Here is a 12,912-nt window from a genome sequence, read left to right as displayed (position 1 = left end):
GGTTGCATCAAAAATGTGCAACCAGACGATCTTAGTAACCAATATGTATTACCGTAGACTCTAAGCTTTGCGGCCTATCCTTTCGAATAGTGTGCTAAAAATATCTTTTATTCTTTTTTTGTTTCATTTTCCTCTTAAACCAAATATTACTATACCGTCTGGACGGTTATAATTCAATACTCTATAAAATTGTTCTATTTTTCTAATAAAAAAAATAATTCACCACTACATTAAAGAAGCAATGGTGAATTATTTTCTCATTATATAGTTCGTATATTCTATTTATATGAATTACTAATAAGAGCTTGAATCACTTTTTCTCTTAACTCGGGGCTTAGTCTTCCAACCCCTAAATATTCCGAATACCATAATCCATCTGCTGCTAATCTAATAATTGTTGCACAAACTGAATCTATCTCATCATTTTCTATATTTTTTTGCAGTTGCTGAAATGATTGTTGTAATGGCTCAAGTAATTCAGGTTTTAACATGAGTGCTGCCATCATACTGCTAGACAACTCTTCTGTTCTTCTCTCATTACTTAATCTTTCCTCTACAAAAGAGCGAACCCATCTCCCTTTCCTCTCTGAGTCTTCCGCTACTTTATTGTAAATGGCCCCTTCATAATCCTCTACCCCTCGGACTATCATACCTTCTATTAAAGCTTCTTTATTTGAAAAGTGATACAATAATCCACCTTTGCTTAAACCCGCCTCTTTTGCCACTGCTTCTAAAGTTAATTTAGCAACCCCTTTACATTGTACAATTTGAGAAGCGGCCGCCAAAATCTTTTGCCGCGTTATGCTTATACTCATTCCTTTTTAAAACCCCATTTCTACTAAATTTATATAAATACGAATCTTATTTTTAATATTGTTGATTACTACTAAGTATTTTCTTTATACAACAAAAGCTTCATTACCTTTGAATTTTTAGTTACTTATTCTATTAAAAATTTCCATATCATTCAATATGATAACATTAAATACACAAAGCTGACTATACATCTATACTTTTGTATTTATTGAAAATATATCCATTAATAAAATTTACCGATTTATTCCTTCTTATTACTTTAAGACAGCAGTAATTCTTTCAGTACTAAATAAAAAATGTTATTACTCCCATTAAATTGAGTAATAACATTCTACTTAACAAATTCGCTGCCAACTAGCATCCTTCACATCTTCACTAGTCGGTTTTCTAACTGATCCAATAAAGTGAAACTTTATATCCGCAACATGGACAGGTGTATTTCATTTTGTCACTCCATTATTAACTTGTTTTCCCATATATTCCGACTCACAAAGAATGTAACAGCACAAATCATAGTTATCCCCATGAAAAATGTATTAGAATCTTCATATGTAGTTGGAATGCCTACCGTTACGAAAACAATACTAAAAGCTAAAAATAGATATAATAATAAAGATATAATATAGCTTAGTTTAAATCGTAAAATGATACCTCTAAACAATAGCTCACCAAGTAGACAGCCACCTAAAATAATAGGTACTCCGAAATACAATGTAAGGACTCCCATTTGCGCAGTAGATTGAATTATCTTTCCAATTATGTTCGGCGAAACCAGCTCACTATCGTTTCCCATCCTATCATATAAATCAAGTGCTGTTGCTGAAATAAAGAAACTTAATATAGAAAATGAATACGGTATTAAAAACTTGCTCACTCTCATTCACCTCGCTTTTTTCTTTACATATATTATTCATTATTTCCTATCATTTTTACATAAAAAAATAACCCTCTATGATAAAACATAGAGGGTAGCATTTCTATATAAAAATCTATACCTTATCCTGAAGTGAATCCCGAAAATAGGACAAATATCAAAACACCTAAACCATCTGCTATCTGCTCCCTACATTCTTTAGGGTAGATAGTTTATATGTTTTATTAGAAAGTAGTGCCTTCTTTTTTATAATATTCTTTTGAAATCTCTTCATAAAATGCGGCTGATGTCGCGTAGAAATAAGGTGCTAACCATAAGAAACCGATTCCTACAGTAAGAATACTTAAAATGAACCAACCTAAGAAACTTAAGCATAGTAAAAAGTAATCCATTTTATGTCCATTCATCATATGACGACTCTCAGTAATCGCTTGATTCGCTGTATATTCTGGATGATCATTCAAAATAAAATATGTCATAGAATAAGAAAATGATTTAATAATACCTGGAATAATAAGAAGTAATGTCCATAGAGTCAAGTATACATACATTAGTAAATATGTTAAAAACGACTTCATCAACTTACTTCCATCGCTAAACCATCTAAATATATGACCAATGCGAGCATCAGTCCCACGAATTGCATTTAAAACAAGATAATAGGCACCTATTGTTAATGGACCAATAACAAGCATTACTATAATACTTACTGTAAGTGAATCACTTGCTTCTTCCCAACCCCAAAATATCGAGAAAATACCTGTTGTTAGCATTTCAACAGCTCCAATAAGGATTCCAATTAATAAGGTTGCCCCTACCGCTAGTCCCCATCTTCCTTTTAATGCATCAAGTGCTTCTCTTTTCAACTGACTTATCATATATAACCTCCTAATACTATTTCCATTTTATTATACCATTTATATCAAAAATCCCACATATTTTCCTAAAACAGAAGCATATTACCTTTTTTCATACGTATTGATACATGTGTGCTGTAGTTGTACTAATATATGGATTAAACGACTCTTTTCCCTGTAACAAAAAAGCCTGCCTTTCATAATAGGCAAGCTTTCTCAAGTTACATCTCATTTATTTTCTTCTTATACCAATCCTGCATTCTCTCCGCATCTTCTACTCTCGTATGCTCTATTTTATAACTAGATGATGCACTCGAAAACTTATACGTACATAAATCCGCACGGCGCTGGAAATATGATTGTGTCTTCTCCATTGATTGGACGTGTCTTCTTCTAATAAGTCCTGTATATTTTCCGACGCTACGATAGACAAGTGTAATTTGTTCTCCGTTAACACTGTAGCCATTTGTTTTAAATGTTGCGTAGCCAAGTGTAAAGATAAGGATTGCGAGCGGTAGTAATGCCCACATGATGTAATACTTTTCAAAGTATACGCTTATTCCAGTAAGCGGGATTGCGAGCATAGCGAAAAAGATGAAACTATCAATGAGATAGCGGCGCAATGCTGCTTTTGGTAACGAAGTAATATTTGCATTCAGTTCGTATGGTAATTGTAAATGCGCGAGTAATTGTTGCACTCGATCTTTTCGAATGATAGGATGCAGTGTAACTTTTTCTTCTTTCCCTTCACTTTGAATGACTTCTACTTGCACAGCACAATAACCGAACGGTTGGCGTAAAATGCCTTCTTTTATCGTAATCCCTTGAATGCGGTGCAATTTTAGTACGAGTTCTTTTCTCTCCAGTAACCCTTGCGAAATACGGACTTCATCATTTTTTCGATTCACTGTGAAGTTACCGTGTTTTAACGCGTAGCCAATTGTAGATATCATCCAAGAAACGACAAGTAAAATAGCTACCATGTAAATCCAGCCATATATATCGTGGTCCATTACATATGACGTCACACTATTTTTTATCCATTTCGGAATATACTCATCTACTTGGTGATAAACGAAAAAGATTAAAGAGAACAATACTCCAAATTGACCAGATGTAACAGACGCTATTAAAATCTCTTTCCACGTTAACTTGTACTCTGTCGTTTGTTTTTCCTCTGTAACAATTGCTTTTTCTACTGTATTTTCTGCTGCTTCGTCTAACGTTTTTTCTGCTTTCACTTCTGGAGTTGGCTCATTTAGCAAAGTAATAAGCTCCGTCGCCTCTTCTACCGTAATTCCAGCTAAGCTAACTTCTGCTTCATCGCCCCCGCCAGCTGTTTCAATCTGAATTTTTTTCAAACCAAGCATTTGGTATAGTACGTTAGAACTTGTATTAATCGTTTGAACACGTTCTTTATTTAAGTAGCTCTCCTTCTTTACGAAGAGACCTTGCTTCACATGTAATACGTTATTTTCGACCCAGTATACTTTGTAATACCAACCTACGATAGCTGAAACAATTGTGATTACCGCAAAACCAATAGGAACTAAATACCAAAATGGAAACTTTCCCTTTAAGCTAAAAAGAAAAATAATAAATGGTATAAAATCTGTTATTTTTAATTCTAATAACATCGTGATTGGATGCTGCCTCTTATACATCCTCATCACTCACTTTCGCTAATTCTGCGATTTTCGTTTTCAACATTTCAGCTTCATACATCGTTAAACCTGGGATGCTATGAGAAGTTGCTGCTGTTGAAATGTGTAATTCTGCTAATCCGTATTTTCTCATAATTGGCCCTTGTTCAATCGTTACGTGCTGTACACGAATCATCGGTACTAATACGCGCTTTACGACGAAAAGACCATGCTGAATTTCAAGTTCTTCTTCATTTAGTTGGTAGCTGTAATAACGTTGACGTAGTTTCGGAAACGTAAAGTAATCAAACGGTGTATATACAATTGTTAATCCGATAAGCACATAGAAAATCCAAGCCCACCAATTAAACTTAATCATAAAGAAAAGATATGCCAAAATGACTATAATACTGATTCCTAGCTCAATTAAAGAACGCGCTTTCCACACCTTGACCATGTCAGGGTGAATTTCATTTTTCAATGGATCCATGTAACCACTCCAAATCTAGTAATCTAATATATGAATACTCTTAATCTATATTTTACGTAACTTTACAGAAAATTGAAATTTAATCTTCTTTCTTCTCAGGAATAAAATATCCGAACCAAAGTAGCCAAATGAAACCGATTAACTTCATCCAATTTCCATCCGCTTGAAAAGCTTCAATCATACCTGGTATTTTATAAACCCCAATAAATCCAAGAAAACCGAGCCACCAGTTTTTTTGCATTTTCATTTTTACTCCTCCTTCATGACGTTTTTCACATTTCGAATCCAAATTTCTTTATACTTTAACTGGAATCCCATGAGCATATAGTTGCTCATATTATCGATCACGAGTGCTAGCGTATGAGCATTTTCTTCCGTTTTATGTTGTGACACTACGTCAAGTTCTACGCCTTTCTTCAATAAATCGTGGAAACCATTTAAGAAATCTTCTTGTATTTCAAATAAGCGTTTCTGATACTTTTCATTTCGCGATGCAGTTACGATAAATTCATTGATAACGCGTAATATCCCTTCTTGCCCTTCATATTCAGAGAGCATATGTAAACCATCAGCAATTAACTTTTCTGCAAAGTTTTCTTTCGTATATTGCTCTTTATCGAAATAACTCACGAAATGATATCCAGAGAAAATTTCTTCAAATAAAAAATCGATTAACGCTTCTTTAGAAGAAAAATGATAATAAATAGCCGGTTTTGAAATACCTACCTCTTTCGCAATCATGGAAAGACTCATCTTCTCAATGCCGTGTTCTGCCATAAGTTTAAATGAAGCCTCTACAATGTTTTGCGATGTTTGTAAATTCTTCGTCATACTGTACCTCACTTATTTTTACTTACCGGTCGGTAAGTAAATTATAAAACAAAACGAAATGATTTTCAATTTAGTTAGCACTACAGAAGGTGTTTATCAGAAAATACAGAAAGTTATAAAGTAAAAGCAACATATAACAATAAGGAGGATATCATATGGGACTTGGTGGTAATGGCGGCGGTGAAGCAGGACAAGCTGGTAAGAGCGGATTTTCATTAATCATTGTACTTTTTATCGTATTGATTATAGTTGGAGTTAGCTATATCGGACTTGGCTTCTAAGAAAAGGCGTCCTACGTTACACATGTAGGACGCCTTCTTTTTAATCCCTATTCAGCAATCGCATACGATAACAATTCATCGTCACTTCTCCGAGTCTTTGCAGTAGTTGATAGTTCGCATATGCGCCTACCGGGGCACCGATTATTGGTACGAGCTGCAGCATTTTGGCTAAATCGATATAGTCTCGGTACTCTGTTTGGAACTTTTCCCAGTCCATATGATTTTCTTCTTCTGTATCCCACGTTTCGATTGCTTTCCATATTTCTTTTCGGTGATCGTCACTTGAAAAGGCAAGCTGAAAAACATGAAGGATAAAAAGGCGCTCTTCTTTGTTGCTCGTATCAAATCCGTACAATGTCGCTGCATCGAATAAAAATTTAATTTTAATGCCGAGTAAAAGCGGAAAGTCAGCAAGACCGAGGAGAATACCGCCAGCCCCCGTCCCTGCCCCTTCTGCCGCTGCTATTTTTTTATACTCATCCATTTTTTTACGAACTTCATCGTCACGTCTTTGCAGTGACCATGTCGTCTCTTTTAGCTTCGGCTTTATAAAGTTTGACCCGGCGCTGATTGTTTGCACCATCATACGAATCGTCTCTGTTAGTACCTTTTGTACTTTCGCCGGAATGAGCTGTTGCACCTTCGTCTGCACTTTCTTTGAGAACCGTGTCATCATAGAAGAATCTTTCATAAATGTAGCTTTCCACTGCTCCAGTTCTTTTATAACCTTTTCTTCATATGTAATCATAGGTTCATTCCCTTCAATTTAAACGCTCAATGCGCTTCGCCCCGTATTGGTAAACGAAACCGATACTAAATAATATGCTTACGATAAGTAAAATTCCTGTCATCATGAAATCTTTCGTTGCTAGTGCAAATATAACTGTAAAGATTACGCTCCCGATGATTAGAATCGCGTTTAATAAAGTAAGAAAATCTTTCTTCTTCTCTTCTCCCCCTACCGGATACAAATCAAGCCAAATCTTCATGCGGTGATGTTTCCATAAAGTTAAGAGCTGATAACCGATTAAGTATAGGAAAATAAGGCTTACGATAAATCGTCCATATAAAAACGGAATGAAGTACAAAATAACTCCTCCAAGAGCGAGCAAACGCACATATAATCCAAAATAGTTACCTGATCTTAAAAACGTTCTCGTATATAAGTATAAATATGTACGCTTTTCACCGATTATCGAAAGAATGAAATCGAGCCATTTTCTGCGTGCTACTCTTTCTTTTAATGCTGGTACATCAACGAACATGTTCGCGATGCGGTACAGCAGCATCATCTTCTTACCTTCTTCAGAAATTAAATACTCCCAGTTTAGTGGCTTTCCCTTTACCATTTGATGCATGATAGCAAGGTATAACACCATGAGAAGGACGATTCCACCAATGAAAAGAACTGAAGTACGCTCTACAAGGAAATATACAAATAAACCGTTTAGGATAAAACGAATGAACCAATCCGCTCTTTGTATATTTTGATCTGTTAAAAATGACTTTTCCCACGCTACAAATAAATTCCACGCTTTTACAATGACAAATGCAAGTACGATCCATATGTAGCCAGCTCCTGTTTGCTTCATTTGTTGGAAGTATAACGGAGCAAGCGCAGCTGCTACGATTGCGATTATGTATAACTGAATCATAAATGTAAAAAGAAATGCCTTTGTGAAGTAAGGTTTTAACTTTTCTTCAACTGGCAGTAAGTAAACGAGATCCGCTTCTTTTAATAATGTTTGAATGGATCCAGCCGTTAACACGAGTCCAATTAATACTGCCATTACGAGCGCCGCCGGAAACGAAGGTGTTAACGTTTGTAACCATTGCTGGTAATAATACGCTCCCGCACCAATGATGAACACGAAAATAAATTTCAAATGATCATTAAATACGTATTTACTATATGTACGAACTTCTTTTAGAAAGTGACGAAATCGTTCTTTCCATAACGCTGTGCTATTCATAATCTTCTTCCTTTGTTAGCGCGATGTAAATATCATCTAACGTTGCACCTGGCATATTAAACTGTGATTGCAGTTCAGATAGCGTTCCCTTCGCTCTTACTTCACCTTGATGCAAAATAATGAACGAATCACAATAACGCTCTGCCGTCGCTAAAATATGTGTGCTCATTAAAATACCGGCACCACTCTTTTTCATTTGGTCCATCATTTGAAGAAGGGATTGAATCGCTAACGGATCTAATCCAACGAAAGGTTCATCTACTATGTAAAGAGATGGCTCCACTAAAAATGCGCTCATAATCATTACTTTTTGTTTCATTCCTTTTGAGAAATGAGATGGAAACCATTTTAAACGATTTTTCATACGAAACTCTTGTAGTAGTTGTCCTACACGTTCTTCATATTGTTTTTCATCAACCCCATACGCCATAGCTGTTAATTTCAAATGCTCTTCTAACGTTAATTCATCATATAATACCGGCGTTTCCGGAATGAATGAAAAGCTAGAACGGTACGCTGTCATATCATCACGAATTGTTTTCCCATTAATTGTGACAGTTCCTTTTTTCGGTTCCATTAAACCGATAATATGTTTAATCGTCGTACTTTTACCAGCTCCATTTAAACCGATTAAGCCGACAAGTTCGCCTTTATTAACACAGAACGAAACGTCTTTTAATACAGGTCGTTTCGTATATCCTCCTGTAACATTTTCTACACGCAATAACTCGCTCATACGACACCACTTTCTTCATTAGTATTCATTCTATATTCATCTTACCAAAAATTATGCTGTACTACATAGTATCCATGTACTCAAAAAAAATTTTTAAATTTATTAGCATATATTTTTCCGAAAGCGGACATCATAATTATTGAAGAAGGAACACATTGAAAAAGCAACCACCAATTGATGAGTACAACAACATAGTGAAGTCATCATGAAATGGGGTGTCCAAGTTGGACAATGAAATTTACACATAACCAGATCATTTGTTTCATTTTCGAAACGGGGTGTCTCTGAAAGAGCATATACTGTTTTAAAAAATAAACAATTTCATTTTAAAAAAGATTGCAATTCATTTCACTTGAAAATGGGGTGTCTACGGCAGAAACTTTAGCCGATTTACCGTGCATTTCTTAAATAAATGAGGTGTCTGCGAAACGTAAATTACGATAATGCTTTTTCAATCCCTCTTCAGAAAACAGGAAGCTGAGTCAGCTTCCTGTTTTTCGTGTTTGTTCTCTTATGTAATTATGGTAAAATACGGCTAAGGATATTTGAAAGGATGAGATCAATGAATCATACAGCAGACAATTGTATTTTTTGTAAAATCATTGACGGGCAAATCCCTTGCTCAAAAGTATACGAAGATGAACATGTGCTTGCATTTTTAGATATTAGTCAAGTAACAAAAGGACATACTCTTGTTATTCCGAAAGTTCACAAACAAGACATTTTTGCGTTAACGCCAGAAATCGCATCACACATTTTTTCTGTCGTTCCAAAAATCGCAAATGCGATTAAAGCAGAGTTTAATCCAGTTGGCTTTAACCTACTTAACAATAACGGTGAAAAAGCTGGACAAACTGTGTTCCACTTCCACCTTCATTTAATTCCACGCTACGGTGAAAAAGATGGTTTCGGTGCTGTTTGGAAATCACATCAAAATGAATACACTATGGAAAATTTACAAAACATCGCAAGTACAATTGCAAATAGTGTGAAATAATGACACTATAAGAAGGCGTAATACATAACAAGCCACTTCCCTGAAGTCATCAAATTCCGCATGGCTTGTTTCTTTACTTAAAATGCTCAGGGATGATTGTTTGTGCATAGCACATATAAGAAAGATATGCATATTTTTCCCATCATGAATACGAACAAAAAATAAGGAGGTCTCCTTTTATGTCAAAAGCTAAATCCTTTATTACAGGTGTTATTTGCGGCGGAGCAGTTGCTGGACTAGCTGTTCTTTTCTCAACTCCTTCTTCTGGTAAAGACATGCGCGGCAAGTTAAAAGAAAAAGGAAATGATATTAAAAAGACTTTAGCTGATATTACAGCCGATACGAAATTATTAAAGCGTCAAATTGTTGAAACTGCTTCAGAAGGTAAAGAAGTGTTTCAAGAATTAAAAGATGACATGCAAGACACGCTTTCTAACTGGAAGCAAGATATTTCTCAAAACAAGCGCCATATTGAGAAAGAAATTTTGGACATCCAAAAGTCAATTGAGAAACTACAAGAAGCTGTTCCAGAAAAAGCGTAAACAAATTCCTGCTTAGTTTTTTGCATATAACAAATATTTTTTATATAAATTGACCTTGACACGGCATATCGTATAGATATGCCGTGTTTTTATGCATTTACAATATATGTTATCACTTAACATGTAAGGACAACGTATGTATTCACGACTCATAAAACGCTCCCATAGTTATGCATGATTTGTATAGAATGTCATTTTTCCGAAAAATTTTCACAATTCTCACAAAAAGACTTTATTAATTTTTATTTTACTGGCATAATAGATAGTAATGAAAAAAGAATGTTAAAGTGGGTGAGTAAATGAAAAGTGGAGAAAAAGATTACTCGGTAAAAGAAGCGATGATTTTCAGCCAACGCATTGCTCAATTATCGAAAGCGTTATGGAAATGTGTAGAGAAAGATTGGCAGCAGTGGATTAAACCTTACGATTTAAATATTAATGAACATCATATTTTAACAATCGCTTATCATTTAAAAGGGGCTTCTATTTCTGAGATTGCTAAGTTTGGAGTTATGCACGTATCAACAGCGTTTAACTTCTCGAAAAAGCTGGAAGAACGCGGCTATCTTGTATTCTCAAAAAAGGAAGATGATAAACGAAATACGTACATTGAAATTACAGACAAAGGGGAAGAATTACTACTTCGCTTAATGGAAGAGTATGATCCTGAAAATAATTCAGTGTTTAATGGGGCTCTTGCACTTCGTAATTTTTATGGGAAGTTCCCAGAAAATATCGAACTGATTGCAATCCTGCGTAACATTTACGGACAAGACTTTATCGATATTTTTGAGAAATCATTAGAAGATATTGAAGAGAACTTTACAGAATCCGATCAAAAGTTAGTTAAGAAATAATCTATTTATTTTTTCGCAATCATGCTTAAGAATTCATTCATAAGCGGCTTAAATAAACCTTGTTTTGCTAGCGCTTCCGCAGTTTCGTGTACTTCGAGCTGATGTGGAAGCGCTTTTTCAAATTGATCTAACAGCGCATCGAACAAAAGAAGCCCTTCTGCTTTCTCCACTACATATTGCTCGTTCAGTTTTTCACAAAGATTTAGTATACGTTCAATATCTTTTTTACGAGCTTTTTTCTTTATGATCAAAGAATAAAATGGACACTTCTCTTCATCAATCATTTTAAATAATAGGTCTACATAGTATTCAGCTTGTTCTAATCTTCTAACAACGTCCATTTTCTCCCTCACTTTCTAACACAAAGTCTTCTATTTCTGAATTTTGTAACACGAACAAAATATCGTGTGATACAATATATGTATATGTATTTTAGCCAAAAGGAGGTCTCGCCTCATGACACTTATAACAGTTGTTTTTGTCGCATTCGCACTTCTTGTTATATTTTACACGAATTTCATGACACATACACTGTGTGAACGAAAACAAATAGCTGCGAGCCGCCAGCCCGGTGTCTTTCGGGTTATTAATGTATGTATAACAATTTTATTAATTTCTAGTTATATAGAAATTATATTTCATGGAAAGTGAGGAAGGAAAGCCCCTTCCTCACTTTTTTCCTCTATAAGCAAATTATACCTACAATAACCAATAAAATAAACAGTACAAGTAATAAAATAAGTTGAGAATTCATCCCCATCCCCTCCTCTATTCTGTATATGCGGCATACGCCCAATATGGCACACTTTCAAAATCTGACACGTGCTGGTTAATTTTTCTTTATCAATATGAAAACGGTTCGAAATATGATATATTAAATTTTGTACATATTGCTTATACTATAGAACAAAACATTCATCAAAACTTTATCCTCAGCCACGGTAAGCCCTGTTAAGCGCGCTTTACCAATATAAAAAAGCAAAAGTATCAGTGAGACTTAATCGGGCTCTTATGAACTAAAATTCATCGGTGTAGGATAAATTAAAAATACATAATAGTAGGAGTGTTTATTGAATGAAGAAAGCTATGCTTGCCTTAGCCGCAACAAGTGTAATCGCATTATCAGCATGTGGAACATCATCATCAGACAAAATTGTTACATCTAAAGCTGGTGACATTACAAAAGAAGAATTCTACGATCAAATGAAGACACAAGCTGGTAAACAAGTACTAAACAACATGGTTATGGAAAAAGTACTTATTAAAAACTACAAAGTTGAAGACAAAGATGTAGACAAAAAGTTCGATGAAATGAAAAAACAATACGGTGATCAATTCGATACACTAATGAAACAACAAGGTATTAAAGAAGAAACTATTAAAAATAGTGTGCGTGCTCAATTAGCTCAAGAAAAAGCGGTTGAACAATCGATTACTGATAAAGATGTAAAAGCAAAATTCGAGGATTATAAAAAAGAAATTAAAGCAAGTCATATCCTTGTAAAAGATGAAGAAACTGCTAAAAAGGTAAAAGATGAACTTGCTCAAGGTAAATCTTTCGAAGAATTAGCAAAACAATACTCTGAAGATACAGGCTCAAAAGAAAAAGGTGGCGACTTAGGATTCTTCGGACCAGGGAAAATGGTAAAAGAATTTGAAGAAGCAGCTCAAAAGTTGAAAAAAGGTGAAGTAAGCGAACCTGTAAAAACACAATTCGGTTACCATATCATCAAAGTAACTGATAATCACGCAGATGCAAATTTCGATAAAGCAAAAGCTGATATTAAAAAATCACTAGTTCAAGAAAAAACACAAGATGCTCAATTTATGAACGATCTTATGATGAAAGAAATCAAAAAAGCTGACGTAAAAGTTGACGATAAAGATTTAAAAGATCTTTTCGAAGAGAAAAAAGCTGACGCTAAGAAAGACGAAAAGAAATAATGAAGTAAAAAAAGCTTGGGCTTCGGCCCAAGCTTTTTTATCCCCTCTTCTCCCGGTAGTTAATCTAGATT

At 34.7% G+C, this 12,912-nt stretch carries 17 protein-coding genes and 1 riboswitch; of the genes, 6 read left to right on the top strand and 11 right to left on the bottom strand.

The window, feature by feature from the left end; all coding sequences use genetic code 11:
• Window positions 1-13 precede the first annotated feature (13 nt).
• Window positions 14-106: riboswitch (cyclic di-GMP riboswitch) on the bottom strand.
• 172 nt (window positions 107-278) lie between these two features.
• From N2V80_RS05515 to N2V80_RS05485, 7 genes are all read right to left on the bottom strand, one after another.
• Window positions 279-815 (bottom strand): TetR/AcrR family transcriptional regulator, encoded by a 537-nt coding sequence (locus N2V80_RS05515; RefSeq protein WP_000028010.1) that lies wholly within the window; start codon window positions 813-815, stop codon window positions 279-281.
• A 449-nt stretch (window positions 816-1,264) separates the two neighbouring features.
• Complete coding sequence (locus tag N2V80_RS05510) at window positions 1,265-1,690, bottom strand: hypothetical protein (RefSeq protein WP_002098741.1); 426 nt, start codon at window positions 1,688-1,690, stop codon at window positions 1,265-1,267.
• Between the two features lie 224 nt (window positions 1,691-1,914).
• Entirely contained in the window at window positions 1,915-2,568 is a 654-nt protein-coding gene (locus N2V80_RS05505; RefSeq protein WP_000625400.1) for a DUF975 family protein, read from the bottom strand.
• Between the two features lie 200 nt (window positions 2,569-2,768).
• Complete coding sequence (locus N2V80_RS05500; RefSeq protein ID WP_061655439.1) at window positions 2,769-4,211, bottom strand: PH domain-containing protein; 1,443 nt, start codon at window positions 4,209-4,211, stop codon at window positions 2,769-2,771.
• Entirely contained in the window at window positions 4,204-4,680 is a 477-nt protein-coding gene (locus tag N2V80_RS05495) for a PH domain-containing protein (RefSeq protein ID WP_000371346.1), read from the bottom strand. The genes N2V80_RS05500 and N2V80_RS05495 overlap by 8 nt, the downstream gene beginning before the upstream one ends.
• Before the next feature lie 79 nt (window positions 4,681-4,759).
• Window positions 4,760-4,927 (bottom strand): hypothetical protein, encoded by a 168-nt coding sequence (locus N2V80_RS05490; RefSeq protein ID WP_000783813.1) that lies wholly within the window; start codon window positions 4,925-4,927, stop codon window positions 4,760-4,762.
• A gap of 2 nt (window positions 4,928-4,929) precedes the next feature.
• Window positions 4,930-5,511: a TetR/AcrR family transcriptional regulator gene (locus N2V80_RS05485; RefSeq protein WP_061655438.1), complete on the bottom strand. Its 582-nt coding sequence runs from the start codon at window positions 5,509-5,511 to the stop codon at window positions 4,930-4,932.
• A 155-nt stretch (window positions 5,512-5,666) separates the two neighbouring features.
• Between N2V80_RS05485 and N2V80_RS05480 the strand changes: the two genes are divergently transcribed.
• Window positions 5,667-5,792, top strand: coding sequence for a YjcZ family sporulation protein (locus tag N2V80_RS05480; RefSeq protein WP_000522755.1), 126 nt, complete (start codon window positions 5,667-5,669; stop codon window positions 5,790-5,792).
• Window positions 5,793-5,832: 40 nt separating this feature from the next.
• Here the strand turns inward: N2V80_RS05480 and ecsC are convergent, their stop codons facing one another.
• The 3 genes from ecsC to ecsA are packed head-to-tail and all read right to left on the bottom strand — an operon-like array spanning window position 5,833 to window position 8,501.
• Window positions 5,833-6,540 carry an ecs operon protein EcsC gene (gene ecsC / locus N2V80_RS05475; protein WP_000634139.1) on the bottom strand — a complete coding sequence of 236 codons (708 nt, stop codon included), beginning with the start codon at window positions 6,538-6,540 and terminating at the stop codon, window positions 5,833-5,835.
• Between the two features lie 13 nt (window positions 6,541-6,553).
• On the bottom strand, window positions 6,554-7,765 hold the full coding sequence (ecsB, locus tag N2V80_RS05470; RefSeq protein WP_061655437.1) for an ABC transporter permease EcsB: 1,212 nt from the start codon (window positions 7,763-7,765) through the stop codon (window positions 6,554-6,556).
• Complete coding sequence (gene ecsA, locus N2V80_RS05465) at window positions 7,758-8,501, bottom strand: ABC transporter ATP-binding protein EcsA (protein WP_061655436.1); 744 nt, start codon at window positions 8,499-8,501, stop codon at window positions 7,758-7,760. The genes ecsB and ecsA overlap by 8 nt, the downstream gene beginning before the upstream one ends.
• A 562-nt stretch (window positions 8,502-9,063) precedes the next feature.
• Between ecsA and N2V80_RS05460 the strand changes: the two genes are divergently transcribed.
• The 3 genes from N2V80_RS05460 to N2V80_RS05450 all read left to right on the top strand — a co-directional run bounded on the left by N2V80_RS05460 (window position 9,064) and on the right by N2V80_RS05450 (window position 10,897).
• The gene (locus N2V80_RS05460; RefSeq protein ID WP_001016835.1) at window positions 9,064-9,498 is read left to right on the top strand and encodes an HIT family protein; all 435 of its coding nucleotides are present in this window, start codon (window positions 9,064-9,066) and stop codon (window positions 9,496-9,498) included.
• Between the two features lie 179 nt (window positions 9,499-9,677).
• Window positions 9,678-10,040 carry a YtxH domain-containing protein gene (locus N2V80_RS05455; protein ID WP_000030302.1) on the top strand — a complete coding sequence of 121 codons (363 nt, stop codon included), beginning with the start codon at window positions 9,678-9,680 and terminating at the stop codon, window positions 10,038-10,040.
• A gap of 299 nt (window positions 10,041-10,339) precedes the next feature.
• Window positions 10,340-10,897, top strand: coding sequence for an HTH-type transcriptional regulator Hpr (locus N2V80_RS05450; RefSeq protein WP_000834924.1), 558 nt, complete (start codon window positions 10,340-10,342; stop codon window positions 10,895-10,897).
• A gap of 5 nt (window positions 10,898-10,902) precedes the next feature.
• On the opposite strand, the gene N2V80_RS05445 is transcribed toward N2V80_RS05450, so the two are convergent.
• On the bottom strand, window positions 10,903-11,238 hold the full coding sequence (locus tag N2V80_RS05445) for a DUF1878 family protein (protein ID WP_000383655.1): 336 nt from the start codon (window positions 11,236-11,238) through the stop codon (window positions 10,903-10,905).
• Window positions 11,239-11,353: 115 nt separating this feature from the next.
• Here N2V80_RS05445 and N2V80_RS05440 point away from each other — a divergent pair, with 115 nt between their 5' ends.
• Together N2V80_RS05440 and prsA are read left to right on the top strand one after the other, a co-directional pair.
• A complete protein-coding gene (locus N2V80_RS05440; protein WP_000172690.1) occupies window positions 11,354-11,548 on the top strand; it encodes a hypothetical protein in 195 nt (64 codons plus the stop codon).
• Window positions 11,549-11,971: 423 nt separating this feature from the next.
• Window positions 11,972-12,841 (top strand): peptidylprolyl isomerase PrsA, encoded by an 870-nt coding sequence (gene prsA / locus N2V80_RS05430; RefSeq protein ID WP_000710063.1) that lies wholly within the window; start codon window positions 11,972-11,974, stop codon window positions 12,839-12,841.
• Window positions 12,842-12,912 lie beyond the last annotated feature (71 nt).

Origin of the sequence: Bacillus sp. FSL W8-0640, from assembly GCF_038007725.1 — a bacterium.
Lineage (GTDB): Bacteria > Bacillota > Bacilli > Bacillales > Bacillaceae_G > Bacillus_A > Bacillus_A cereus.
The sequence above is the reverse complement of the archived record's forward strand: the minus strand, read 5'-3'. Positions and strand labels throughout refer to the sequence as shown.

Excerpts from the sequence above, each read along its gene's own strand:
- N2V80_RS05515 (WP_000028010.1), bottom strand. The coding sequence starts at position 815 with ATGAGTATAAGCATAACGCGGCAAAAGATTTTGGCGGCCGCTTCTCAA.
- N2V80_RS05505 (WP_000625400.1), bottom strand. The coding sequence starts at position 2,568 with ATGATAAGTCAGTTGAAAAGAGAAGCACTTGATGCATTAAAAGGAAGA.
- N2V80_RS05500 (WP_061655439.1), bottom strand. The coding sequence starts at position 4,211 with ATGTATAAGAGGCAGCATCCAATCACGATGTTATTAGAATTAAAAATA.
- N2V80_RS05495 (WP_000371346.1), bottom strand. The coding sequence starts at position 4,680 with ATGGATCCATTGAAAAATGAAATTCACCCTGACATGGTCAAGGTGTGG.
- N2V80_RS05490 (WP_000783813.1), bottom strand. The coding sequence starts at position 4,927 with ATGAAAATGCAAAAAAACTGGTGGCTCGGTTTTCTTGGATTTATTGGG.
- N2V80_RS05485 (WP_061655438.1), bottom strand. The coding sequence starts at position 5,511 with ATGACGAAGAATTTACAAACATCGCAAAACATTGTAGAGGCTTCATTT.
- N2V80_RS05480 (WP_000522755.1), top strand. The coding sequence starts at position 5,667 with ATGGGACTTGGTGGTAATGGCGGCGGTGAAGCAGGACAAGCTGGTAAG.
- ecsC (WP_000634139.1), bottom strand. The coding sequence starts at position 6,540 with ATGATTACATATGAAGAAAAGGTTATAAAAGAACTGGAGCAGTGGAAA.
- ecsB (WP_061655437.1), bottom strand. The coding sequence starts at position 7,765 with ATGAATAGCACAGCGTTATGGAAAGAACGATTTCGTCACTTTCTAAAA.
- ecsA (WP_061655436.1), bottom strand. The coding sequence starts at position 8,501 with ATGAGCGAGTTATTGCGTGTAGAAAATGTTACAGGAGGATATACGAAA.
- N2V80_RS05460 (WP_001016835.1), top strand. The coding sequence starts at position 9,064 with ATGAATCATACAGCAGACAATTGTATTTTTTGTAAAATCATTGACGGG.
- N2V80_RS05455 (WP_000030302.1), top strand. The coding sequence starts at position 9,678 with ATGTCAAAAGCTAAATCCTTTATTACAGGTGTTATTTGCGGCGGAGCA.
- N2V80_RS05450 (WP_000834924.1), top strand. The coding sequence starts at position 10,340 with ATGAAAAGTGGAGAAAAAGATTACTCGGTAAAAGAAGCGATGATTTTC.
- N2V80_RS05445 (WP_000383655.1), bottom strand. The coding sequence starts at position 11,238 with ATGGACGTTGTTAGAAGATTAGAACAAGCTGAATACTATGTAGACCTA.
- N2V80_RS05440 (WP_000172690.1), top strand. The coding sequence starts at position 11,354 with ATGACACTTATAACAGTTGTTTTTGTCGCATTCGCACTTCTTGTTATA.
- prsA (WP_000710063.1), top strand. The coding sequence starts at position 11,972 with ATGAAGAAAGCTATGCTTGCCTTAGCCGCAACAAGTGTAATCGCATTA.